Source organism: Vibrio sp. Vb0937 (assembly GCF_033338855.1).
In genome coordinates this window covers 181,722-207,311 of the sequence record NZ_JAWOTK010000006.1, presented here as the reverse complement: position 1 = coordinate 207,311, position 25,590 = coordinate 181,722, and the positions used below count along the sequence as shown (strand labels likewise).

Sequence of the window (25,590 nt, the reverse complement as noted above, 5' to 3'; positions counted from 1 at the left end):
CACTTGGCGATTTTTTTCAGAGCTTTTTGTTTATCCATCGACAACCAGTAACGAAAGCAGAAAATTTATGAAGTCAGACATATTACCTTTTTTGACATAAAAACGAAATACAAGGTGGGACTGAAGATAATTTCAGCACATAAAAAGAAGCCTCGCATTAAGCGAGGCTGGCGTTTTAGTTCGTCGTAATCAGTATGAAGTCGTACTTGTGTCTAAGAAGCCATTCTTCATTAAGATTCGTTAGAATTACAACCCGAGCTGGTTGAGCAAGTCATCGGCATCATCGTTTGATCCCGACGATTTAGATTCTTTCTCAGCCAACTGTTTACGTGTTGCCTCTAAAATGTCGTCTGGGTTTTCGTCTTCAGCAACTTCAAACTCTTCCAGTTGGATGAACTCAGTTTTATCCATTGCTAGTTCGAGATAGAAAATATTGTTGTTTTCGGTGGAGAACGTCACTCTGCGCGCTTGAGGGCGGTCAAGGTTGGTATCAACTTGTAAGATAACTTGCTTATTCAGCGCCAGCATTTTTGGTTGGTTTTGTGTGATGTTCGTTTGCAGGTCTTTACGAATTTTATTAGTGAAGTCTCCGACCAGTTGATTCATGAGTTCACCCAGAACATCGCCTACCTCGTCAGAAGTATGAGATATTGCCAGTTCTTCTTCTGGCATGCCCATATTACGCATGTAGTTGGTGTAGATCTCCAGTGCGGCTTTTGCCGTAAAATTAATCACAACTAGCCCGGTAAATCCGCCATCAAACAGAACAAAACAGCCAAAATCTGGTTTGAGGCTAGTCTTGTGGATTTTTTGCACCATTGCTGAGTAATTTACTTGAGAAGATGTCGCCGAAGTAAGTACGCCAGAAACAGACTGGCAAAGTTTGAGAAGGATATCTTCAGTGGTCACAATTTTATTTTTTTTCATTCTGAAAACTCATCTAGAAACGCGATTCGTTCCCCAATGTAAGGCATCAAGCGTGAAAAAATAAAGCATAAGTTTAATTATTGTATCGAGATTCTGATTTGCTCGTCTTTTTAAATGTTGTAAAGTGACGAAATTCAAAGAATATTACTTCACTAACTCTTTTGTGGTGTTATTTTTCGCTTAGCGCCAATTTGTATGAGAAGTGAGCAAATAATTACACAACCCGCAGCTGATCGGATCAGCGTCGTAGGGGCAGGAAGCAAATGTTACCAAGATTACACTCGCAAACTGATGTCGATCCTCTTGTTCTTAGTTTTCTGAAAGAGCTTGAGCACGCCGGATTCACTGGTGATATCGAAAGCCAATATTCAAGTCGACTAGCGGTTGCCACTGACAACAGTGTTTACCAGCAACTTCCTCAGTCTGTCGTTCATCCCAAAACGACAGAAGATGTTTCTCTCCTCGGGAAACTGAGCAATAAAGAAAAGTACGAACGAATTACCTTTTCACCTCGTGGTGGCGGCACAGGGACCAATGGTCAGTCGCTAACCAAAGGTATTGTGGTGGATATGTCTCGTCACATGAACAAAGTGCTTGAGATTAATGAGAAAGAAGGCTGGGTTCGTGTACAAACTGGTGTAGTGAAAGACCAGTTAAATGACGCTGTTCGCCCTTATGGCTACTTCTTCTCTCCAGACTTATCTACCAGTAACCGTGCAACGATTGGCGGCATGGTCAACACCGATGCTTCTGGTCAAGGTTCTCTGAAATACGGAAAAACATCCGATCATGTTTTGTCGCTACAAGCGGTGTTTGCTGATGGTTCAATTTTAGAGTCGGACTTGTCTCATGGTTACCCAAAAGAAGGCGAGTTTGCTGCCAAGGCGCTACGTGTAACGGAATCCGTATGTCGTGAAAAACGCCAGCAGATCGTAGATAAGTTTCCTCCTCTTAACCGATTTTTAACGGGCTACGATTTAAAAAATGCCTTGAATGAAGAAGGTGACCGTTTCGATATCACACGAGTACTGTGCGGCGCTGAAGGTTCATTGGCATTCATTACCGAAGCGAAGCTTAACCTGACGCCAATTCCGAAAGCGCGTACTTTGGTTAACGTTAAATACAACAGCTTTGATTCTGCACTGCGTAATGCACCGTTTATGGTAGAAGCGAAGGCGCTGTCTGTAGAAACCGTTGACTCAAAAGTGCTTAATCTCGCGAAGCAAGATATCGTTTGGCACACCGTGAGCGATTTACTTACCGATGTTCCAAATAAAGAGATGCTTGGTATCAATATGGTGGAATACGCAGGTCAGGACGAAGAGGAAGTTGCTGCTCAGGTTGCAGCATTGACCGCCAAGCTCGATACCATGTTGGAAACAGAAGAAGCGGGCATTATCGGCTACCAAGTTTGTAACGATGTAGCGAGCATTGGGCGTATTTACAACATGCGTAAAAAAGCGGTGGGTTTGTTAGGCGCAGCAAAAGGTCGTGCTAAACCGGTCGCATTCGCTGAAGATACCTGTGTGCCACCAGAAAACCTGGCGGACTTCATTGTAGAGTTTCGAGAACTGTTAGACAGCAAGTCTCTGAATTACGGCATGTTTGGTCACGTCGATGCTGGGGTGCTTCATGTACGTCCTGCGTTGGATTTGTGTGACCCGCACCAAGAAGCATTGATGCACGAAGTTTCTGATGAAGTGGTCAAGCTGGTGGCGAAATACGGCGGTTTGATGTGGGGTGAACACGGCAAAGGTTTCCGTTCAGAATATGGCCCTGAGTTTTTCGGCGACGAGTTGTTTACTGAACTGAGACGTGTGAAAGCGGCATTCGATCCACACAACAAAATGAACCCGGGTAAAATCTGTACACCGCTGGATAGTGATGCAGAGCTTGTCAAAGTTACCGATACCAAACGTGGTTACTATGACCGTCAGATTGACGTTCAAGTACGTGACAGCTTTAAACAAGCGATGGAATGTAACGGTAACGGTTTGTGTTTTAACTATGATACCAGCTCGCCAATGTGTCCATCGATGAAAGTAACAGCCGATCGTCGTCATTCACCAAAAGGTCGTGCAGGTTTGGTTCGTGAGTGGTTGCGTCAGCTTACTGAGCAAGGCATTGATATTCTTGACTTAGAAAAGCAAACACTAGAAAACAAAACATCAATCAAAACCATGATTGACCGCGTACGTCATTCTATCAATCGTCGTCACGAGTATGACTTCTCTCACGAAGTGTATGAAGCGATGAATGGTTGTTTGGCGTGTAAAGCATGTGCGAGCCAGTGTCCGATTAAAGTCGATGTTCCGAGCTTTCGCTCGCGCTTTTTAAACATTTATCACTCTCGTTATCAACGTCCTGCAAAAGACTATCTGGTTGCCAACATTGAGACTATGCTGCCGATGATGGCGAAAGCGCCAGGTGTCGTAAATGGTGTTTTGAAGCAGTCGTGGGTGAAAAGTTTAACGGCATCTACGGTCGGGTATGTCGATGCGCCGTTGTTATCAGTACCCACCTTGAAACAACGAGTAGAGTCGCTGACAACGCCTTATGATCTGCAAGCGCTCAGTGGTTTGTCTTCGTCTGAAAAGAGCAAGCATGTTTTAATTGTTCAAGACCCATTCACTAGTTACTACGACGCTGATGTCGTTGAAGACTTCGTTAAGTTATTGAAAAAGCTGGGTATGAATCCGGTGCTTCTGCCGTTTAAGCCGAATGGTAAAGCACAACACATTAAAGGGTTTTTACGTCAGTTTAAGGACACAGCAGCCGACACAGCGAAGTTCTTGGCGATGGTAGCGGATTTGGATATCCCATTAGTTGGCGTCGATCCTGCTTTGGTGCTGTGTTATCGAGATGAATACGCTGAAGTGCTTGGCAGTAAGCGAGGTAATTTCGATGTACTAACAGCCCACGAATGGCTTTACCCAAGACTAGAAGCGTTTGAAAGCGGAGAGCATAAGGCGCAGGAACCTTGGTATCTGTTTACTCACTGTACTGAGAAAACCAAAATGCCAAATGCGGAAAAAGAGTGGGGCGCTATTTTTGCTCACTTTGGTGCAGTTTTGAATACGGTACCTGTTGGTTGTTGTGGTATGGCGGGTACGTTTGGTCATGAGGTTGATAAGTTGTCGATGTCGAAAGATATTTACAATTTAAGCTGGAAGCCAAGCTTAGATAAGTTGGATAACGAGAGATGTTTGATTACAGGCTATTCTTGCCGCAGCCAAGTGAAACGCTTTGAAGGAACGAAGCCCAAGCATCCCGTTCAGGCATTGTTAACTTTGTTGTAATCGGACTAAATCAAGCCCAGTTTTACTGGGCTTTTTAGAAACCGTATTTAGACCCTTTCAAAGGATATGAATCTTGAGAAAACTTGAACTCAAAGTCCCACCTGTTGTGGTGTTTTTGTTAGTCATACTTTTGATGTATGGACTTAAAGTTTTGACGCCGAGCATGAACATTCGAGTACCCTTTGTTGAATTTGTAGTAGGTGTATTAACTTTGTTGTCTGGTTACATAGGCATTGCTGGTATGTATGAATTTCGCAAAGTAAAAACCACAGTAAACCCAGTAAAACCTGAAGCGGCATCTTCTGTTGTAAGAACTGGTGTGTTTGCCTTTTCACGCAACCCTATGTACACGGCATTACTGCTCCTAATCATAGCAACTGGTTTGTGGTGGCAGCACTTGAGTGTGGTGCTTTGTGGCGTGATATTTGTCAGTTATATGAATCGGTTTCAAATCAAGCCTGAGGAACGCGTTCTAGAGCGATTGTTTGGTGAGGAGTATGTGGATTATAAAAATCATGTTCGTCGTTGGCTCTAAGCATTGCGTTTAGTTTTGTTTGGATGAGACATAAAAAGAAAGCCCAACGGTCGACGTTGGGCTTTCTTTTAGTAAACACGTTTTTTGTGCGCTTCTGATAGGGCAGTCGACTAGGCTGCCTTAACGAACTTTGCTAGGAATGCTTCCTTACGTTCATTAAAGCGGCGTACAAGGTCGTCAACCGCTTCTTGGTCATATGGCTTCAAGCCACTTGCAACCATGCGCTTAATACCTTTACCAACGACTTCACCGTCTTCTTTGAACGCAAAGTTTAAGGTGACTACACCTCGTTTTCCTTCTACGTCGAATGTTGCGCCAGTGAAATCCACCTCTGGATGCGTAAGGTCTAAGCGTGAAAATTCGACTTCCATGCTTTCATAAATAACTAATGGACGCTGGCAGTTAATCATCATTTGCTTCTCTTCCATAAGAGGAACCATGATGTGAGGGAAGTTCATACCAGAAAATTGCACGTAATTTGTCACTACATGCTCAATAAATGCCGGATCGTGGTTAGTTTCACCTTCACGGGACATGTGTAAGTATTCTTTACCTGCCTCGTCAACAACAGCGCTTTCTTTGTCACACTTATTTTCAATATGAAGTGCTACACCATCGTTTACCATGCCAGAGAAGTTAAAACGCATCTTTTGGCTAACGCCTTCTTTACTAAGAAGCACAGCGAAAAGTAAATCCCCAGGGACACAAAAGCGTTTGTTGTCTTCATCATGAATTGGGTTGTAGTCACCTGCGACACGTTTTGCAAAGTGGCTTGCTTGTTCGCGAGTGAACTGAAACTGGTGATTAGTGTTTGAAAAATAAGGTGTTAGAAACATAATTTTTACGTAGTAACCAAAACTGTGTGGGATTATATGCGAATATCTGCGTAGCAATGGTCCATCCAGTGAAAACTTCACCGTATCCTAACAATAAGACACTATTTCGGCGGATAAACCGTTAAAAACGCATACTTTAGCAACGCTTTTATTTGCGAAAACAATAAACAACGACCTTTTCGCTCGCCTATCTTTTAAAGTATAGCCATCAAAGTAGACAGGCGTTCATAAATAGTGCCATCAACATGTTTAATCGTATGTAAAAAGGCTCCACGCTGAACGTAGAGCCTTCAAGTCATTATCTGTTTATTCGATGAAATGCCAGTTATGCTTGGTTATTGAACACTTGGTAACAAGCTCTCTGGCATGAGCGTGTTGTGGATAGCCAGCTTAAGCAGAGTATTTGCCTGTTCAATGTCTGGAGCAAAGTAGCGATCTTTATCGTAGAACGATACTTTTTCACGCAACATTTGTTTCGCAATCTCAATACGCTCAGAGGACTTGTTTGGCGCTCTAAAGTCTAGGCCTTGTGCTGCTGAGAGGTATTCGACAGCCAGAATACCGCGAGTGTTTTCGCCCATTTCTTTCAATCTGCGAGCCGCGAATGTTGCCATTGACACGTGATCTTCTTGGTTTGCAGATGTTGGCAAGCTGTCTACTGACGCTGGGTGAGCGAGTGTTTTGTTTTCACTTGCTAACGCAGCAGAGGTAACCTGTGCAATCATGAAACCAGAGTTCACACCACCATTGTCGACTAAGAACGGTGGCAGTTTTGATAGCGCGCTATCGATAAGTAATGCCATACGACGTTCAGACAAGCTGCCGATCTCGGCAATCGCAAGTGCTAGGTTGTCGGCTGCCATTGCAACCGGCTCCGCGTGGAAGTTACCGCCAGAGATGATGTCACCATCTTCAGCAAACACCAACGGATTATCTGATACGGAGTTCGCTTCTACTTGTAATACTTCCGCCGCATTGCGGATTTGCTGTAAACACGCACCCATCACTTGAGGCTGACAGCGCAAAGAATACGGGTCTTGTACTTTTTCACAGTTAGTGTGCGAATCACCTATTTCACTCGATGTGTCTAACAAATGACGGTATGCGAGTGCTGCGTCCATTTGGCTGCGATGACCACGTACACGGTGAATGCGCGGATCGAATGGACGTCGGCTGCCGAGAGCGGCTTCAACAGACATTGCACCACAAACGGTTGCTGACGCGAAAAGGTCTTCCGCGATAAACAGGCCTTCCAATGCGAACGCTGTGGATGCCTGAGTCCCATTTAGTAGCGCTAAGCCTTCTTTTGGCGCCAGAGTGATAGGCTCTAGACCTGCGATTTTTAATGCTTCTTGCCCGGAAATGATTTTACCGTTGTGGCGAGCTTGTCCTTCTCCCAGTAATACAGTGCTCATATGGGCTAGAGGAGCTAAGTCACCTGATGCGCCAACAGAGCCCTTTTTAGGTACGCAAGGGTAAACTTGTGCGTTGACTAGGTCGGTCAGCATATTAATGACTTTTAGGCGAATCCCAGAAAAGCCACGAGACAGACTATTGATTTTTAATACCATCATCAGACGAACCGTTTCATCTGACATAAACTCACCGATACCTGCCGCATGAGAAAGAACGATACTGCGTTGCAGTGTTTCTAAATCTTCTGGTGCTATTCGTGTGTTAGCCAATAGCCCAAAACCAGTGTTAATTCCGTAAACCGTTCTATCTTCCGCGATGACTCGGTCTACGACCTGTGTGCTTTCTTCAATGGCCGGAATGGCTTCAGGATCCAAAGTAAGGTTGACTGGTGAACGGCTCACTTGGCGTAGTTCGTTTAAGCTAATATGACCTGGCTTTAGCGTTAAATTTAACATCTCTTTCATCCTTACTTGAGCTTCTTCAGTTCTTCGTTGAACATTGGCAAATCTAGCCCTTGCTCTGCTGCACATTGTTTAGCGATATCGTATCCCGCATCAGCATGACGCATCACGCCTGTTGCTGGGTCGTTATGCAGCACGCGGGCAATACGTTGTGAGGCATCTTCACTGCCGTCACAGCAGATAACCATACCTGAGTGTTGCGAGAAACCCATACCTACGCCACCACCGTGGTGTAGTGAAACCCAAGTTGCGCCGCCCGCCGTGTTGAGTAGCGCGTTTAATAATGGCCAGTCTGATACGGCGTCAGAACCGTCCATCATACCTTCGGTTTCACGGTTCGGGCTTGCTACAGAGCCAGAATCTAAGTGATCTCGACCAATGACAACGGGCGCTTTAAGTTCGCCATTTTTCACCATTTCGTTGAATGCTTGACCAAGACGCTCACGATCTTTAAGACCAACCCAGCAAATACGCGCAGGTAAACCTTGGAACTGGATGCGTTCGCGAGCCATATCTAGCCAGTTATGTAAGTGCGGATTATCTGGAATTAGCTCTTTTACTTTTTGGTCGGTTTTATAAATGTCCTCAGGATCGCCAGAGAGAGCAGCCCAACGGAAAGGACCGATACCTTCACAGAATAGAGGACGAATGTAGGCTGGAACGAAGCCAGGAAAATCGAATGCGTTTTCTACGCCTTCTTCCAAGGCCATCTGGCGGATGTTGTTACCGTAGTCGAGTGTTGCGGCGCCGCGATTTTGCAGCTCTAACATCGCTTGAACTTGCACAGCCATGGATTTTTTCGCTGCTTTTACGACCATTGCTTCATCTTGCAAACGCATTTCTGCTGCGTGAGACATGCTCCAGCCTTGTGGTAAATAGCCATTGAGCGGGTCGTGTGCAGACGTTTGGTCTGTTACGACATCAGGCGTGATATTACGTTCTACCAGCTCAGAGAAAACGTCTGCTGCATTACCTAGTAGACCAACCGATACTGGTGTGTCTGACTCTTTAATGATAGCTAGCGCTTCATCTAAAGAAGTCGCTTTCTTATCGACATAGCCTGTACGTAGGCGGTAATCGATACGTGATTCATCACACTCTACTGCAATCATGGAGAAGCCCGCCATTGTACCAGCGAGAGGTTGAGCACCACCCATGCCACCAAGACCACCTGTTAGAATCCAACGGCCCTTTGCTTCACCGTCAAAGTGTTTTTTTGCAACAGATACGAACGTTTCGTATGTGCCTTGTACGATACCTTGCGAGCCAATGTATATCCAGCTGCCAGCGGTCATTTGGCCGTACATCATCAAGCCTTGTTTATCGAGCTCGTTGAAGTGTTCCCAGTTTGCCCAATGCGGAACAAGGTTTGAGTTTGCGATAAGCACGCGTGGGGCATTTTTATGAGTAGGGAAAACACCAACAGGCTTGCCTGATTGAACTAAAAGCGTTTGGTCATCTTCGAGTCTTTCAAGCACTTCAACAATCTTGTCGTAACATTCCCAGTTTCGCGCTGCTCGGCCAATGCCGCCATATACAACCAGTGAATGTGGATGTTCTGCAACATCAGGATCAAGGTTGTTCATCAGCATACGAAGAGGGGCTTCGGTTAGCCAAGATTTTGCGCGCAGTTTATCTCCGTGAGGTGCACGAATTGTTCTGCTTGTATCAAGTCGTGGATCTTGTCCCTGGCGCTGTGTCATTTCAGACTCCTTTAGTTTCTCGTGATGACCAAGTACTTGCTTGGTCGTAATAATCAGTGGCATCTGGGATGCATTATGGTTTGTGCTGTTTTTCCGCCATTGCGTTGGCGATATCCCAACACAAACGGGCAGCTAATCGTGCAGTTTGACTATCGACGTCATAATTTGGGTTGTATTCGGCGATATCAGCCAGCATTAGCTTATTTTTGTAATGAAGAATTCGCTCTAAAAAGGGTGCAATAGTGTCGTAACTCACTCCCCGAGCTGCTGGTGCGCTGACTCCAGGTGCGGTTGCGGCAGGAAATACATCTAGATCAATGGTCAAATAGAGGTAGTCACAGTCGTCAATAAAATGCTGAAGCTGAGTTAAGTGATAACTGTGGTTTAAGTAGCAGAGCTGATTGTCCTCTACATACCAAACATTTAACGCATCTGCTTTTTCAAATAGCGCTTTAGTGTTGCTACTACGGCTTACACCAATACAAGCGTAATGAAAGTCCCAATCGTTACGTTGACAAAAATGATGAATTTGGTTGAAGGGTGTACCAGAGCTCGGTCTTATGTCGGTGAGGTTGCTCTCAAATGCGCGCAAATCGAAATGCGCATCGAAATTAATAATGCCGATTTTAGGCTTCTTCTCTGGATGGTGCGCTTTAAAATATTCCGCTAAGCCGGAAAACGAGGCCCACGCAATCTCATGCCCACCACCTAGCACGATGACTGGCGTATGGGGCAGTGCGCTTGAAATGGTTGCTGCACATAGAGCTTGGCTCTCTTCCAGTAAGTCGTCTTCACACACCACAGTACCTAAGTCATATAGTGGGGCGTCTTGGTGCCATGCTAAATTAGCGAGTGCTCGTCGGATTAAGTCTGGCGCTTTTTTCGCGCCAATGCGTCCTTTGTTTCTCGCAACGCCAGCGTCGGTAGCAAAACCGAGTAATGAGACGCCATGCGCAACGGCACTCAACTCATCTGCTTTTTGGCGTTGAACAACGTGATGAATTCGCTGACCAAGCTTGCCGTCCTCGGCATCATGACGGCCTTGCCAATGAAATAGGGGAGAGTGTAGGTCGAATTGAGACATATTATTGGCCTCCGTGTGAAATGTATTCACCATTTACTATACGACCTACCAGACGTTTTGCTCCGACTTGATAGCTTAAATCCGCAGGGCTTTCGATATCCCAGATAGAGAAGTCCGCATCAAACCCTACTTTGATTTCGCCACGTGAGTTTTGATAACCCAGAGCTTTGGCTGCATGTTGCGTTACACCACGCAATGCTTCTTGCGGTGTAAGGCGAAATAGCGTGCACGCCATATTCAGCATGAGTGTGAGATCAGAAAATGGTGATGTACCTGGGTTGACGTCCGTAGCAATTGCCATCGGCACGTTATGCTCTCTCAACAACTCAATCGGTGGTAACTGAGTTTCTCTTAGAAAATAAAAAGCGCCAGGCAATAGAGTGGCGACGGTGTTTGATCGAGCAAGTGCTTTAACACCTTGCTCATCTAAAAACTCGATGTGATCCGCTGACAGACCGTTGTATTGCGCAGTGAGGGCTGTACCACCGAGATTAGAAAGTTGCTCAGTATGCCCTTTAACCTTTAAGCCGTGGCGTTTTGCAGCTACAAACACTTTTTCTGTTTGTTCAAGATTGAAACCAATCGATTCACAAAAAACATCGACACTCGTAGCTAATTCTTCCTTTGCGACAACAGGGATTATGTCCTGACAAATGTGCTCAATATAATCATCTGCACGACCTTGGAACTCTGGCGGAATGGCGTGAGCGGCGAGAAGTGTAGTGGTGATTTTAACTTTGCGCTCTTGTTCAAGCATTTTGGCTGCACGGAGCATTTTTATTTCATCATTCAGTGTCAATCCGTAGCCTGATTTCACTTCGACAGAAGTGACGCCGCTCGCGAGTAGCCCGTCTAAACGTGGCAACGCTAACTCAACTAATTGCGCTTCGGTTGCTGAACGCGTCGCATGCACCGTTGAAAGTATCCCACCGCCTTGTTTGGAAATTTCTTGATATGGCACGCCGTTTAAGCGCATTTCAAATTCGTTGGCACGATTGCCCGCGTAAATAAGATGAGTGTGGCAGTCGATCAAACCTGGCAGAACTAACTTGCCTTGAAGGTCGATACTCTGAGCGTAATGTTGGGCAGACAGCAGAGACTCGGTTTGCGGTGCGTCTTCACCAATGGCACAAGTACTGATCGCAACGATTTTTCCAGATTTAATACCAATGCGCGCTGGAGGCGTTGGAAGGTATCCGCATTCTCCCGATTGCATGGTAACTAGACGTGCGTTTTCAATCAGCAAATCCATGTTTGTGTCCCTGTGTTTATTTGTATCATTAAATGTATATACAAATAAATAGAGCAAAATAAGAACACTGACAAGATTGATGTTGCTAAAATGTGATCAAAACGTAGATCTAGAGGATAAATCTTGTCCTTAAATGAGCACTTTTGAGCTCAGCTTATATTTGTTACCAGGGTGATAAAGTAGGGCGGTACTGACTAACTTATCTTGGCTCCACGTTCTGCGATTCAAGAGAAGGCAAGGTTCATTGGCTTGCATTTTTAAGTCTTGCTTAATACGGCTTTCAGGCACAATTGCCTCTACAGTATGTTCTATCGCGCTGAGTGGGCAATTATCTGACAGGTATTGATTTGGAGTGATTTGTGTGAAGTCTTGATTTAAATAACTCGGGGCATATTGGCTATTCACCCAGCGGAGCTCCAATTGAATCGGCGTTTGGTCTTCATAGTGAATAATTTCACTGTAAAACACTGTCGTGCCTAGCATAACGCCGAGTTTTGTCGCAATGTTGTCATCTGCTTTTATGGCAATCTGTTTGAGCACTTTACTGCCATACTTTCGCCCTCTATCGCTGACTTCTTCGGCAATGTTTCGAATGTCTAGCAGGGGAGATTCTGACTTTTCACCAGGATCACACACGAACGTGCCTAAGCGTGGGCGACGTTGTAATCGGCCCTCATTTACTAAATCCCGAATTGCTTTGTTCACTGTCATTCTACTGACACCAAATTGCTCGGTAAGCTCAATCTCGGTGGCGATGCGATGACCAACTACCCACTCTCCAGCATCAATTTTATCCAGGATAAATTGTTTAATTTGAATGTAGAGTGGTGCAGACATAATGATTTCCCTTTATTTGACTATACAAATACTGCTTAATTTAGGTACAAATTGCAAACATTTCTCGACGAATGTACCGCTTAGTGACCGAACAATCCTATAGCAGGGCTGAATGACTCTTGCTGCTGAGCATTATTTGGCTTGATGATTGAATTCAAACATTTTCTTGTGGTCTATTGCTTGCACAGCAGAAAACAATTGTGTAAACAAACGATTATTAGAAGAAAAGTCGCTAAAAAAGGAAAAATATGTTTAAAAAATTGAAAGCATCACTGGGGATCGGCTCTGCAAAAGTAGATACCATTTTGGACGAAATGAGCGTGTTTCAAGGAGCGACGCTGAAAGGGCATGTTCATATCAAAGGCGGAGATGTCGAACAACAAATTGATGCTATTACGATTAAATTGAACACGGAAATGAAAGTCGAAGTGGATGATAGCGTAAGTTACCAAACCTTCACTATTGATCAATTGAAAGCAGTTGACCCTTTTGTGATTCAACCTAATGAAGAAAAGCAGGTTCCGTTTGAGCTAAAACTGCATGATGAAACACCAATTACTGCGGTTAGCGCACTTAAGAATCAATGTCATGTTTGGGTCGAGACGACGTTAGATATTGATTTTGCAATTGATCCGCGTGACCGTGACTATATTGAAGTGAAACCTTTACCAGTAGCATCTCGGGTTATTCAAGCGATCGAGCAAGCTGGTTTCACTATGGTTAAAGCCGATGTTGAAAAAGGCTTTTTGCGCGGTGGCTCGTTTTCCTCTCGCTCTGGTATTTATCAAGAGCTAGAGTTCCGTAACAACGGCTTTATCTCATCAAAAGAAATTGAGCTTTCTTTTATTCTGGAAGGACAGGTCATGCATTGTTTGGCAGAGATTGACCGTTCGCTCAGTTTGGCTGGTGACCAATATCGCTCGTTTACGTTGCCGATCAATGCAACCGATGCTCAAGTCGCAGCCGCAGTTGCACCAACGCTAAATCTATAGCTCTCATCAACTTGATGAAAATATGTACCGATATCCTATTGTGAAAGCGATATCGGTACTGTTATCCATGTTTCTTGCGTTCTCTACGGCTAAAAACTCAAGCGCTGAATTTTCCATTAGATATCGATAGCCCAATACCAGTTCATTAGAGGCATCAGCAAACTCTGTGGGTCCTTCTGTTGAGCCTTGATACCAATGATATTCCAACATCAGGTGATGGTTATCTTCTAAGGCATAACGGTACCCACCTGCAATGGCAATCGTATTATGTCGATAAGGCAGATCGAGCAAGGCACGGTCATCCGAACGAAAAGTCATGCCAATCATCGAATAAAATGCATGAGCATCACTTAAGTAGCTGTAGTTTAATTGGAAGCCTTGCTCGAAACTGCTGCCTTGAAAAGTGCCGTGAGCCACATCGTTAAAATACAAACTGCCGCCAATCGATAGGCCGTGATGTTCATTTTGGAACACTTGATACTGTAAGTAAGTAGATAGGTTATTGGCCAGTGTTTGTCCTTCGAAATCATCTTCAAGCACATCATATTGCGGCATTGAAATGTAAAAACGATCTCTGTCTACTTTATCCCGCCCATTTTGTCCGATACCGAAAAGTTTATGGAAGCTTTTCGTCAGTCCATCTAAATGGTTGTCAGCGGCAAAGACCCATCGATAGTTGAGCTCCCACTGCCAACGGTTGCTGACTTGCCATTTGCTGCCTAATTCGATTTGATTGTGGTAATAATCCAGTGCGTATTCATCAGTATGAGCCCAAACACTTGCCACGGTTCCCGAACCATAGGCTTCGACAAAACCAGAGGGCAGACTGTGTCCTGAACGTAGTATGTTGGTGTGACTAACCACTTGCATTGGGGATTGTGCGTAAGAACGCAGCGGGCCATATAAGTCATTTGATGCGAAGGCTTGCAAAGAACATATCGAGGTGCTTAGAAGCACCATAAAGCGCGATTTGAAATAGACCATGATGAATACCTACATACAAACTACTCTATAAAACAACTATATACCTAAATCGCACGTTGAGCTCTCGCCCAGCGTGTTAGGCTTTGTATCGGTTCACACGTAATAGGGGATATTGTAATTTGTTGTGTAAGTTCATTGAGGGGCAATTCCATTCATCAGCTATGCGGTCTCTTAAAAAAGCATGATCAGATTGTCGTGACGGGTCTGCGGTTAAGTTCTTATGACAAAACAAAATCGCGCTTTGCATTCTAAATGTGAGCTAGGTACAATCCCACTTTCGATAACGGTCCGGTATTCGTGTTACCGAGAGGCCTTTATTGACTCTCAACTATTTTCAACAAATAGCTTCTAATTTGAATAACATGTGTTGCTTGGTGTGCAACACCACTGTAAAGGACATAGCATGCCTATTATTACTCTTCCTGACGGCAGTCAGCGTCAATTTGACAACCCAGTATCTACTATGGAAGTTGCGCAATCGATCGGTCCCGGTCTTGCAAAAGCAACTATCGCTGGTCGTGTAAACGGTAACCGCGTTGATGCGTGTGATCTAATTGAAGAAGACGCAAGCCTTGAAATCATCACAGTTAAAGATGAAGTAGACGGTCTAGAAATCGTTCGTCACTCTTGTGCTCACCTTCTTGGTCACGCTCTTAAGCAGCTTTACCCTCAAGCTAAAATGGCGATCGGTCCAACCATCGACAATGGCTTCTACTACGATATCGACCTAGACGAATCTCTAACGCAAGAAGATCTTGAAAAGATTGAAAAGCGTATGAAAGAGCTAGCGAAAACCAAGTACGAAGTGGTTAAGAAAAAAGTAAGCTGGCAGGAAGCGCGTGATACGTTTGAATCACGTGGCGAACCATACAAAGTGGAAATCCTAGACGAAAACGTATCTCGTGATGATCGTCCAGGCCTTTACCACCATGAAGAATACATCGACATGTGTCGTGGTCCTCACGTTCCTAACATGAGCTTCTGTCAACACTTCACTTTGCTGAATGTTGCAGGTGCTTACTGGCGTGGTAACAGCGACAACAAAATGCTTCAACGTATCTACGGTACGGCTTTCCACGACAAGAAAGCACTGAAAGCGCACCTAACTCGCCTAGAAGAAGCGGCGAAGCGTGATCACCGTAAGATTGGTAAGCAACTAGACCTATTCCACATGCAGCAAGAAGCACCGGGTATGGTGTTCTGGCATCACAATGGTTGGTCTATCTTCCGAGATCTAGAAGTATTCATCCGCGCTAAGCTAGATGAGTACGGTTACCAAGAAGTGAAAGGTCCACTTATGATGGACCGTGTTCTTTGGGAACGCTCTGGGCACTGGGACAAATACGCTGATGCAATGTTCACAACTTCTTCTGAGAACCGTGAATACGCGATTAAGCCAATGAACTGTCCAGGTCACGTACAGATCTTCAACCAAGGTCTAAAATCGTACCGCGACCTACCGCTACGTATGGCTGAGTTTGGCTCATGTCACCGTAACGAACCATCTGGTGCACTACACGGTATTATGCGTGTACGTGGCTTTACTCAGGATGACGCTCACATTTTCTGTACTGAGAGCCAAATTCAAGAAGAAGTAACAAACTGTATCAAGATGGTGTACGATACGTACCAAACATTTGGTTTCGACAACATCGTAGTGAAACTGTCTACTCGTCCAGAGAAACGTGTAGGTTCAGATGAAATCTGGGATCAATCTGAAGAAGCATTGAAGCAGTCTCTTGAATCGATGGATATCCCATACGAAATTCAAGAAGGCGAGGGTGCGTTCTACGGTCCTAAGATTGAATTCACACTATACGATTGTCTAGACCGTGCGTGGCAGTGTGGTACTGTCCAGCTAGACTTCAACCTACCAGGTCGCTTAGGTGCAACTTATGTAGGTGAAAACAATGAACGTCTTGTACCGGTAATGATTCACCGTGCGATTCTAGGTTCACTAGAGCGCTTCATCGGTATCCTTATCGAAGAATATGCTGGTTTCTTCCCAACTTGGTTGGCGCCAGAACAAGCAGTTCTTATGAACATTACTGATAAACAGTCAGGTTATGTTCAAGAAATAGTACAAAAACTACAAAAAAGTGGAATTAGAGCTAAAGCGGACTTGAGAAATGAGAAGATTGGCTTTAAAATCCGCGAACATACTTTGAAGCGTGTACCGTATATGCTTGTTGTTGGTGACCAAGAAATGGAAGCTGGCGAAATTGCAGTGCGTACTCGTAAAGGTAAAGATCTTGGTAAATTTAAAGTGGATGATTTTATTGCATACATCCAAGACGAGATCTCTAGCCGTAAGCTCAATCTGGAGGAATAAGCTATTAAAGGCGGAAGACGTGGCCAACAGCCGGTAAAACAAAACCCGCACCGTATCAACGGTGAAATTCGTGGTATTCGTGAAGTTCGACTAACAGGCGCTGACGGTGAATCAGTTGGTGTTGTATCGATTCAAGAAGCCATTGCAGCTGCTGAAGAAGCTGGTATGGATCTCGTTGAGATCAGTCCTAACGCCGAGCCACCTGTTTGTCGTGTGATGGACTATGGTAAGTTCCTCTTCGAGAAGAGCAAAACTGCTAAAGAGCAGAAGAAGAAGCAAAAGCAGGTCCAGATCAAGGAAGTAAAATTCCGTCCTGGAACTGATATTGGAGACTATCAGGTAAAACTACGCAACCTGACGCGTTTCCTTGAAGAAGGCAACAAAGTGAAAGTAACAATTCGCTTCCGTGGCCGAGAGATGGCACACCAAGACATCGGTGTTGACGTTCTAAATCGTCTTAAGGAAGATACTGCAGAAATTGCTGTAGTTGAATCTTTCCCTAAGAAGATTGAAGGTCGCCAGATGATCATGGTGCTAGCCCCTAAAAAGAAGTAATTAACGGCTCATCAAGTAATTAAAACCTAGCCGCTTTCCTTTATATAAAGGCATATGGCTGGGTTTTGTTCGCCCTAATTACGTTGTTTATTAAACCTACTCAATGCGGAGTTATTCATCATGCCTAAGATGAAAACCAACAAAGGTGCTGCTAAGCGTTTTAAGAAAACTGCTGGTGGTATTAAGTACAAGCACGCTACAAAACGTCACATCCTGACTAAGCGTACTACTAAGAACAAGCGTCAACTACGTCCGAATGCAATCCTTCCAAAATGTGAAGTGGCTGCAGTAATCCGTATGTTGCCATACGCTTAATTCTTTTTAGTTATCAATCGTTTAGTTTAGGAGAAGCATAATGCCTCGCGTAAAACGTGGTGTACAAGCTCGTGCACGTCATAAGAAAGTTCTAAAACAAGCTAAAGGTTACTACGGTGCGCGTTCACGCGTTTACCGCGTAGCTTTCCAAGCAGTTACTAAAGCTGGTCAATACGCTTACCGTGACCGTCGCGCTAAGAAACGTCAATTCCGTCAACTATGGATTGCACGTATCAATGCGGCATCTCGTCAAAATGGTCTATCTTACAGCCGTTTCATCAACGGTCTTAAGAAAGCATCTATCGAGATCGACCGTAAGATCCTTGCGGACATCGCAGTATTCGACAAAGCTGCATTTGCAGTTCTAGTTGAAAAAGCGAAAGCTGCTCTTTAATTAGCAGTTTAGGATTAAGAGAAGGAGAGCATTAGCTCTCCTTTTTTATTGCTAAAATTTATACCCAAATGACTTTTAGCTTGGCTATTTAGAGTATTGTTTATCAGTCTTCTCAATTTATTGGTTAGCATCTTATGTTAGTTATAAGGTAGCTTGGGTATAAATTTTTACGTTTATAAGGGATTAAAAATGATCTACACAACGACCGAAAGCATTCCTGGCAAGCAGATCTCTGAAATCAGAGGGGTTGTAACTGGTAATGTTGTTCAATCAAAACATATTGGCCGTGACCTCATGGCGGGTATCAAGAGCATTGTTGGCGGCGAAATTCGTGGTTACACGGAAATGATGACCGACGCGCGTGATATTGCTATACAGCGCATGGTGGCGGACGCTGAGTCTAAAGGTGCCGATGCAATTGTAGGGATTCGATTTACCACAAGCTCAATCGTAGATGGTTCTTCGGAAATTTTGGCATTTGGTACTGCGGTGAAATTAGCGGACTAGTCTACTTGAATAACATTGCAAAAATGCCAATAGAGAGCGGTGAATTATTATGCATTTACCGTTCTGTTCCTTTTAGGTTAATTATTCTAGATTTTTGTAGAGCGAATGGATTTATATTCTCAACTTTACGTTACTATTAAAATTAATCACGACAATTTAGAGTGATTGCTTTACCTTTATTTTGCATATTATTTTATATCTATAATGAAATTGAATTCATATTGAATTTTTCATTTGTTGTGTGAATTCTCCTTTCAGTATATTAATTCATGTTTTTCTTATAAAAATATGAACTTATACCTTGCCAAGCGGTTCTAAATTGTTACAAATACTATACAGCTGTAACATTGCCAAAAGGAATTGTAGATGAGAGATCTGACTCCCGAATACTTGCTAGCCGCATTACGCCAAGCGATTAAAACAAAAGGGCTAACATATCGAGAGCTATCTGAGAAAATGGGTATGCCACTGTCTACCTTTAAGAGACATCTTACAAGCACGAATCTCGCTTTAGATAAGTTGCTGGAATATTGTAGAGCGGTTGATTGCACGTTAGATGAACTACAAAAGCTCGCAAATCAATTGCAAGGTGAAGACGAGGATTACTTTAGTCGTACGCAGGATGAGGTATTCTTTCAATTCCCTCACCTTTACGACTTTTATCGTGAATTGAGAATGTTACGAGGTAAAGACGGCTATTCTATTTTAAAGAAAAAGTATGACTTGTCTGAGCAGAGCATGTCCGATTACTTAAAAGCATTAGAGTTGTTGGATCTCGTTTACGTTGATGAAGATAAAAATATAACGCTGCACGGACCTTTATATTATAGCTATGCAGAGAACTCCAAGCTCAACGACAAATATACCGAAATCATAAAAGAGCAGACGACTACCCACGATAAGTGTGTTCGCGTTGCTTTGGCGCGTATGAAAATTACCGAAGAACAGCTTTTGTTACTGGAAGATCAAGTCGCAAAGACCGTCATCGATTTTCATTCCAAAAATGTTGTAGCAGAGAACTTTAATGTCTCTGATTTTACTAATATTGTTCTACTTGCTGGGCCACATCAGCCAGTCACATTCTCTGACGGCATTATTGAGACAGAGGGGCGATTTATTGATGATATTCGTTATGCCATCGCATCTGCAGGTGATAAGCCAAGCCTATCTATATAGATTTTGAGCCTTTTTTGAAGAGAGTTTCTGAAAGGGCGTTGCAAAAGAAAAAGCCTAAGACAGCAAATACTTTGTAAGTAGGGCATTCAGCGGTGTTTGCTCTTAATTCAGACTTAAAGTGTTTTGGGCTTATTTCGAATAATACCTGTTCAGCATCTACTTTCGTTATTTTTAACATGCTGATTTCCTTCGTTGTTCCTCCCAAAGCCTCTCTCGCTTCCTCTACAAAGAAACCATTATCGTTGAACCAAGCATCCTGTAGCTACTTGGGTATGCATAATTGGTAGCTATTTATCTTCTAATTATAAATTCATACTTGAAATGTTTGTTTTTTGATCTATTATGACGAAGTGTCATTTGTGACGGTTCGTCAACTTTAGTTGCGTTCCTGTATTAAAGAATCGTGTTACAATTATTGGGAGTGTGTTGGTATACGGATCAAAGGATTATGTTTAACTTTCGCTGTAAAAAATATAGCAAGCAAGACGGATGTCGTGTGTCTTCAGGGCTAACAAAAAAGCAACAGGCGATTGCTGATCGTGAGATAGAGCTTATTCAATTGGCTAAGTCTTTAGTTCAAGAGCAAGGCTTTGCCAACTTAACGATGGACAAGCTTACAGCGTCAAGCCCTTACTCTAAAGGGACGATCTACAATCATTTTTGCAGCAAAGAAGATGTGATTCTTGCGCTTTGTATTCATTCGCTGAAAAGCGAAGCAATATTTTTCGAACGTACCGCCAAATTTAATGGCAATACCAGAGAAAAAATCATTGCGATGCATGTAGGTTATCGTATTTACGCTCGTATGGAGCCAGTACTATCAACTTGTGCGATTGTTGCAAAGACGCCTTGGGTTCTAGAGAAGGCTTCGCCTAAACGTGTGAATGAACTGAATAACTTGGAAGAACAAGTAATAGATGGTGCTGATGCGCTGGTGAACAATGCGGTAGAATGTGGTGATCTTAAGTTTTCTCCCGCAATTGGTTCTGATGCTATTGTATTCGCCAACTGGTCTATTGCATTCGGTTCAAACGCTTTGGCGCAAAATGCATCGAACAGTCGATGTATTCAGCGAATTCAGGACCCATTCTCAGTACTGCACAACGCGAATATGTTACTTGATGGTTTAGGTTGGTCGCCTTTATCTACAGAATGGGACTACCGTAAAACCTGGCGTCGAGTGGAGCAGGAGTTATTTAGTGAAGAGCTTGCTTATTTAGAGTCAGTGAATCGCTAGTAAACTGGAAAGGCCAATCTGACGTTATGGTTGGCTTTTTTATCGCACTATTGTGACGAATCGTCATTAAATCTCGAGGGTTGGCGTTCAGCCAATGATCACGAGAAGCATAGGAAGTTACTAAAAACTGACTTATGTAGCCAAATTCATTCGATCTAAAGTTTGCATGTCGAGTTTGTCTGGTTATTTACAGCATTTGCTGTTTTTTTAGTTTTTAAATTTGACGAAACGTCACAAAAGGAGAGTGTGATGCCACATCACAACGTTCAACAATACGCCCGTTCAGGGTGGGGTAAGCTACCAACGAATTACAGTGTATTGGTGATGCTTGCTACCGTTTTATTGATTGTCATAGCAACTATTGGAGGAAAAAATCTTTACTTTAGAGGAGATTACGACATCTTCTTTGATGGAACAAATGAGCAGTTACTTGCGTTTGATGAAATTCAAACCACCTTTGCAAAATCTGACAGTCTTGCTTTGGTTATAGCGCCAAAGAGCGGCACTGTTTTTACTCCTAGCACATTATCTCTTATTCAGCAGATCACTGACGAGGCGTGGCAAGTTCCATACTCCACCCGCGTTGATTCCCTCGCCAACTACCAGCATACCGAAGCGTTTGAAGATGATCTTCTTGTCGAAGACTTACTGTATAGCGAATATGAATTGACACCTCAACGAATAGAGAAAGTCAAAAGTATTGCGTTGAGTGAGCCGGTTTTGAAAAGTTCACTGATTTCTGAAAAAGGAGATGTCACGGTCGTAAACATTACGGTCCAACTCCCTGAAATAGATAAAACTGCTGAAGTACAAGAGGTGGTTGCTTACATAAACGGAATGATTGAGCGTTATCAGCAAGTGTACCCAGACACCGAATTCCACAAGGCTGGTATTATTGCAATGAACTACGCGTTTATGACCGCAGCCCAAGATGATAGCGCAACATTAGTGCCTACTATGTTACTAGTGATATTGGTGTTTCTGACCATCATGTTGCGCTCATTGCTTAGCGTCATCGCGACGCTCATCGTTATTATCGGCTCGGTTATGGTTACAATGGGCTTGTCAGGATGGGCTGGTATGTTCTTAAGCACGGCGACTGTTAATGTGCCTACCTTGGTGATGACGCTTGCCGTCGCAGACTGTGTACACATCATCGCGACAATGCGTCAGTCTATGCAAAACGGCTTTAGTAAAGCCCACTCTATTGAGCGAAGTATTGCGCTCAATTTCATGCCTATCTTGATTACCTCCATTACCACCGCGATCGGCTTTTTAATGATGAATATGTCGGATTCTCCAATCCTGAGAGATTTCGGCAACCTATCAGCCCTTGGCGTCATGGTTGCTTGTTTCCTTTCCATCACGTTACTTCCCGCCTTGCTTAATATCCTTCCGGTTACGGTGAAGTCGGATACTTCTGATGAAAGAAAGCACTTTATGGATCATTTAGGAGATTTCGTGGTGTCAAAGCGACATGCGTTATTGCCGTTGTCGGTGCTTGTTATTGTCGCGAGTGCGAGCTTGATTCCGCTGAACAAAGTCAATGATGAATCCGTCGAGTACTTTGGCCATAGCAATGAATTTCGCCGAGCGGCTGATTTTATGGAAGAGCGAATCAGTGGCATGGCGAACATCAGTATCGCGATAAAAACCAACGAATCGCAGGGCATTGCCGATCCTAATTTTCTCAATTACGTGGGTAAATTTACTGACTGGCTAAGGTTGCAGCCAGAAACGGACCATGTTGCGACCTTGAGCGATGTTTATAAGCGCCTAAACAAGAACATGCATGGAGATGATCAGGCTTATTACTCGCTCCCTCAAGACAGAGAATTAGCGGCTCAATATCTGCTGCTTTATGAAATGTCACTACCGTATGGTTTAGATTTGAACAACCAAATCAATGTAGATAAGTCGTCGATCAAGATGGTTCTCACCGTGGAGAACTTGGGCAGCGTCGAGCTTGTTGATTTGGAAAATCGCATTTACCAATGGTTTAACGAAAACGCGCCTCAATATGATGTTGTTGCGTCTAGTCCTTCATTGATGTTTGCGCATATTGGTGAAACGAATATGGCCAGCATGCTGTCAACCTTGCCCATTACTCTTGTCTTAATCTCTGCATTACTGATCTTTGCCTTGCGTTCGTTCAAGCTTGGCTTAATTAGTCTTGTCCCGAATATTGCTCCTGCGCTTATTGGTTTTGGTATTTGGGCGCTGGTTTCTGGCGAGATTAACTTGGGATTGTCTGTCGTTGTGACATTAACGCTTGGTGTTGTTGTCGATGACGCCGTTCACTTTCTTTCTAAATATCAACACGCTCGTAAAGATGGCCACAGTGCGGAGCAAGCGGTTCGCTACGCCTTTCGTACCGTGGGGCGCGCACTTTGGATTACGACGGTCGTGCTTGTTGCTGGTTTCTCTGTTCTGGCGATGTCGAGCTTCCGTTTAAATGCCGATATGGGACAGCTGAGTGCCATTGTCATCTTTATTGCCCTTGTTGTGGATTTCATCTTCCTACCGACTCTACTGATGTTGTTTGACAAAGGCGTTTACGACGAGGTGGAGCGCCGAAATAAGCTTAAATCAACTGGCTCTCAAACCACGGCTGTTACTCAGTCATAACGAATTAAAGGATCGAACATGAATTTAGTAAAAAATGCCTTAAAAGTATCAGTACTTTCTGTCTCGCTTATTATGAGTCATGCGGTGTTGGCGGATGAAGCCAAAGGACTAGAAATTGCCCAAGAGCGCAAAGCCCGTGATGAAGGGTGGGGGGATTCTGTTGCTACGATGCAAATGATTCTGCGAAACGCGCAAGGAGAAAGCAGCACACGTTTAATGCGCTTACAATCACTCGAAGTTGATGGCGATGGTGACAAAGGGCTCACGATATTTGATGAACCGAGAGATGTAAAAGGCACGGCGTTTCTCAACCATTCTCATACGGTGGGTGCCGATGACCAATGGCTTTACCTTCCTGCACTGAAACGTGTGAAACGTATTTCGTCGCGTAACAAATCAGGTCCTTTTATGGGCAGTGAATTCGCGTATGAGGATCTCAGTTCCTTTGAGATTGAAAAATACCGTTTCAACTACCTAAAAGATGACAGCATAAACGGGCAAGATGTTTTCGTCGTAGAGCAAATTCCGACCGATAAGAACTCAGGTTATACCAAGCAAACGGTGTGGTTAGATAAAGCGCATTATCGTCCACTTAAAGTTGAGTTTTACGACCGCAAAGGCTCTTTGTTAAAAACGCTTTCTTTTTCCGATTACAAGCAATATCTCAACCAATATTGGCGAGCGCACACTATGGCGATGACAAACCATCAAACAGGAAAAAGTACTGAGCTAACGACTAGCGAAATGCGTTTTAACACTGGATTACAAGACAATGACTTTCATAAGAATGTGTTGAAGCGAGTGAGGTAGTGGAGGAAAAATGAAGCGATTAAATGCTGGGTTGTTGCTTAGTGCAGCAGCCTTTTTTTACTCGATGCCTCTGACTGCCGTCGAGCTCGCAGGACAAGTCAATATTGAGCATCGTCAGTTTTTTAAAACGGGCTCTCAGGGTCAGAGCAAAGCGCAAACGTCATTGGTTTTGCAGCCAGAATTTTACTGGGAGATGCAAAATGGTGATGCAAACTTTACTTTCACACCTTTCTATCGTCTGGATGGTCTAGACGATGAGCGAAGTCATGGTGACATACGAGAGGCACTTTATCTGACTTATTGGGATGATTATGAGCTTCGAGTTGGGATTAGTAAGGTCTTTTGGGGAGTGACTGAATCAGCCCATTTAGTTGATGTAGTAAACCAAACAGATGCCATTGAAGCTGTCGATGGTGAAGATAAACTCGGTCAGCCGATGTTACATTTTACCTCTTTCAAAGACTGGGGCACCGTCCACGCAATGTTGTTACCTTACTTTAGGGAGCGAACGTTTGCGGGTACAGATGGCCGCTTGCGAACCGAACCCGTTGTCTCTGATGATGCTATCTATGAATCAAGCAGAGAAGAGAAGCACGTAGATGTGGCTTTTCGATATTCGAAAATGCTTGGCGATTGGGACGTAGGCCTAAGCTATTTATATGGAACAAACCGGGATCCCTACTTTCGTTTTGAGTACGGAGAATTAAAGCCTTACTACGCTCTGATGAGTCATGTCGGTCTCGATGTGCAAGGAATTGTTGGCGATTGGTTATGGAAACTAGAAAGTGTTTATCGAGATAGCGCTGATAATCATGTCGGTCTTGTGACGGGTTTTGAGTATACCTTCGTCGGTGCATTTGACACGGTTTGGGATGTGGGAGTTATTGGTGAGTACCTCTATGACAGTCGAGGGAACAACGCACAAACTATCGGTCAAAATGATGTGTTTGCAGGTATTCGTTGGGCGCTCAATGATGAGGACGGAACGGAAGTATTGACGGGAATCACGAAGGATTTAGATAACGCTGATGTTTACAATGCTAAGTTAGAGGCGTCGAGCCGAATATCGAATCACGTTAAGTGGCAAATTGATGCTTGGTTGTTTAAAAATGAAACACCAAATGATTTGCTCTACTTTGCTAGAGATGACGATTTTATCGAGCTATCTATTCAATACTATTTCTAAAACAAAAGGGCACAACTAAACGGCAGATTAACTAAAGATGACATTTTTGACGTTTTTGTGCTCTTTTTATTCAATAACCTCTTCTTTTCGTAATTCAATTTGGCATTGGTGCCCGGTTTGGCTA

The 25,590-nt window shown here is 43.8% G+C and carries 22 protein-coding genes; 13 read left to right on the top strand and 9 right to left on the bottom strand.

Features of this window, described 5'->3' with window-relative positions; translation table 11 throughout:
- Positions 1-246: 246 nt before the first annotated feature.
- Positions 247-927 (bottom strand): DUF3334 family protein, encoded by a 681-nt coding sequence (locus R7P67_RS11800; RefSeq protein ID WP_005388843.1) that lies wholly within the window; start codon positions 925-927, stop codon positions 247-249.
- 263 nt (positions 928-1,190) lie between these two features.
- On the opposite strand from R7P67_RS11800, the gene R7P67_RS11795 reads away from it, so the two are divergent.
- A complete protein-coding gene (locus R7P67_RS11795; RefSeq protein ID WP_171345341.1) occupies positions 1,191-4,226 on the top strand; it encodes an FAD-binding and (Fe-S)-binding domain-containing protein in 3,036 nt (1,011 codons plus the stop codon).
- Between the two features lie 73 nt (positions 4,227-4,299).
- Positions 4,300-4,761 (top strand): methyltransferase family protein, encoded by a 462-nt coding sequence (locus R7P67_RS11790; protein ID WP_171345342.1) that lies wholly within the window; start codon positions 4,300-4,302, stop codon positions 4,759-4,761.
- A 110-nt stretch (positions 4,762-4,871) separates the two neighbouring features.
- On the opposite strand, the gene R7P67_RS11785 is transcribed toward R7P67_RS11790, so the two are convergent.
- The 6 genes from R7P67_RS11785 to hutC form a co-directional block, all read right to left on the bottom strand.
- Positions 4,872-5,597, bottom strand: a complete 726-nt coding sequence (locus R7P67_RS11785) for a DUF3581 domain-containing protein (protein WP_170893863.1) — start codon at positions 5,595-5,597, stop codon at positions 4,872-4,874.
- Between the two features lie 335 nt (positions 5,598-5,932).
- Positions 5,933-7,468: a histidine ammonia-lyase gene (hutH, locus tag R7P67_RS11780; protein WP_017821814.1), complete on the bottom strand. Its 1,536-nt coding sequence runs from the start codon at positions 7,466-7,468 to the stop codon at positions 5,933-5,935.
- An 11-nt stretch (positions 7,469-7,479) separates the two neighbouring features.
- A complete protein-coding gene (gene hutU, locus R7P67_RS11775) occupies positions 7,480-9,177 on the bottom strand; it encodes a urocanate hydratase (RefSeq protein WP_262652493.1) in 1,698 nt (565 codons plus the stop codon).
- 73 nt (positions 9,178-9,250) lie between these two features.
- The gene (hutG, locus tag R7P67_RS11770; RefSeq protein ID WP_047100717.1) at positions 9,251-10,261 is read right to left on the bottom strand and encodes a formimidoylglutamase; all 1,011 of its coding nucleotides are present in this window, start codon (positions 10,259-10,261) and stop codon (positions 9,251-9,253) included.
- Position 10,262: 1 nt separating this feature from the next.
- Complete coding sequence (hutI, locus tag R7P67_RS11765; protein ID WP_054576441.1) at positions 10,263-11,513, bottom strand: imidazolonepropionase; 1,251 nt, start codon at positions 11,511-11,513, stop codon at positions 10,263-10,265.
- Positions 11,514-11,642: 129 nt separating this feature from the next.
- A complete protein-coding gene (hutC, locus tag R7P67_RS11760; protein WP_005385493.1) occupies positions 11,643-12,350 on the bottom strand; it encodes a histidine utilization repressor in 708 nt (235 codons plus the stop codon).
- A gap of 248 nt (positions 12,351-12,598) precedes the next feature.
- Here hutC and R7P67_RS11755 point away from each other — a divergent pair, with 248 nt between their 5' ends.
- Entirely contained in the window at positions 12,599-13,342 is a 744-nt protein-coding gene (locus R7P67_RS11755; RefSeq protein ID WP_025766828.1) for a sporulation protein, read from the top strand.
- A gap of 6 nt (positions 13,343-13,348) precedes the next feature.
- Here the strand turns inward: R7P67_RS11755 and R7P67_RS11750 are convergent, their stop codons facing one another.
- Positions 13,349-14,326: a DUF3187 family protein gene (locus R7P67_RS11750; RefSeq protein ID WP_005377942.1), complete on the bottom strand. Its 978-nt coding sequence runs from the start codon at positions 14,324-14,326 to the stop codon at positions 13,349-13,351.
- A 403-nt stretch (positions 14,327-14,729) separates the two neighbouring features.
- Here R7P67_RS11750 and thrS point away from each other — a divergent pair, with 403 nt between their 5' ends.
- The 6 genes from thrS (at position 14,730) to R7P67_RS11720 (ending at position 19,605) form a co-directional block, all read left to right on the top strand.
- Positions 14,730-16,658: a threonine--tRNA ligase gene (gene thrS, locus R7P67_RS11745; protein WP_005395892.1), complete on the top strand. Its 1,929-nt coding sequence runs from the start codon at positions 14,730-14,732 to the stop codon at positions 16,656-16,658.
- A gap of 3 nt (positions 16,659-16,661) precedes the next feature.
- The gene (gene infC / locus R7P67_RS11740; protein ID WP_080276913.1) at positions 16,662-17,213 is read left to right on the top strand and encodes a translation initiation factor IF-3; all 552 of its coding nucleotides are present in this window, start codon (positions 16,662-16,664) and stop codon (positions 17,211-17,213) included.
- A 120-nt stretch (positions 17,214-17,333) separates the two neighbouring features.
- On the top strand, positions 17,334-17,528 hold the full coding sequence (gene rpmI, locus R7P67_RS11735; RefSeq protein WP_005377932.1) for a 50S ribosomal protein L35: 195 nt from the start codon (positions 17,334-17,336) through the stop codon (positions 17,526-17,528).
- A gap of 40 nt (positions 17,529-17,568) precedes the next feature.
- Positions 17,569-17,922: a 50S ribosomal protein L20 gene (gene rplT / locus R7P67_RS11730; RefSeq protein WP_004727974.1), complete on the top strand. Its 354-nt coding sequence runs from the start codon at positions 17,569-17,571 to the stop codon at positions 17,920-17,922.
- A gap of 189 nt (positions 17,923-18,111) precedes the next feature.
- On the top strand, positions 18,112-18,429 hold the full coding sequence (locus R7P67_RS11725) for a heavy metal-binding domain-containing protein (RefSeq protein WP_005377919.1): 318 nt from the start codon (positions 18,112-18,114) through the stop codon (positions 18,427-18,429).
- 366 nt (positions 18,430-18,795) lie between these two features.
- Positions 18,796-19,605 (top strand): helix-turn-helix domain-containing protein, encoded by an 810-nt coding sequence (locus R7P67_RS11720; protein ID WP_005377917.1) that lies wholly within the window; start codon positions 18,796-18,798, stop codon positions 19,603-19,605.
- On the opposite strand, the gene R7P67_RS11715 is transcribed toward R7P67_RS11720, so the two are convergent.
- Positions 19,598-19,783, bottom strand: a complete 186-nt coding sequence (locus R7P67_RS11715) for a hypothetical protein (RefSeq protein WP_005377915.1) — start codon at positions 19,781-19,783, stop codon at positions 19,598-19,600. The two genes, R7P67_RS11720 and R7P67_RS11715, sit on opposite strands and share 8 nt — an antisense overlap.
- A gap of 270 nt (positions 19,784-20,053) precedes the next feature.
- Between R7P67_RS11715 and R7P67_RS11710 the strand changes: the two genes are divergently transcribed.
- From R7P67_RS11710 to R7P67_RS11695, 4 genes are all read left to right on the top strand, one after another.
- Positions 20,054-20,842, top strand: a complete 789-nt coding sequence (locus tag R7P67_RS11710) for a TetR/AcrR family transcriptional regulator (protein ID WP_005377913.1) — start codon at positions 20,054-20,056, stop codon at positions 20,840-20,842.
- 249 nt (positions 20,843-21,091) lie between these two features.
- The gene (locus tag R7P67_RS11705) at positions 21,092-23,470 is read left to right on the top strand and encodes an efflux RND transporter permease subunit (protein WP_262652492.1); all 2,379 of its coding nucleotides are present in this window, start codon (positions 21,092-21,094) and stop codon (positions 23,468-23,470) included.
- An 18-nt stretch (positions 23,471-23,488) separates the two neighbouring features.
- Positions 23,489-24,280, top strand: coding sequence for an outer membrane lipoprotein-sorting protein (locus tag R7P67_RS11700; protein ID WP_025766823.1), 792 nt, complete (start codon positions 23,489-23,491; stop codon positions 24,278-24,280).
- A gap of 10 nt (positions 24,281-24,290) precedes the next feature.
- Positions 24,291-25,466 (top strand): hypothetical protein, encoded by a 1,176-nt coding sequence (locus R7P67_RS11695; protein ID WP_213898280.1) that lies wholly within the window; start codon positions 24,291-24,293, stop codon positions 25,464-25,466.
- Positions 25,467-25,590: the final 124 nt, after the last annotated feature.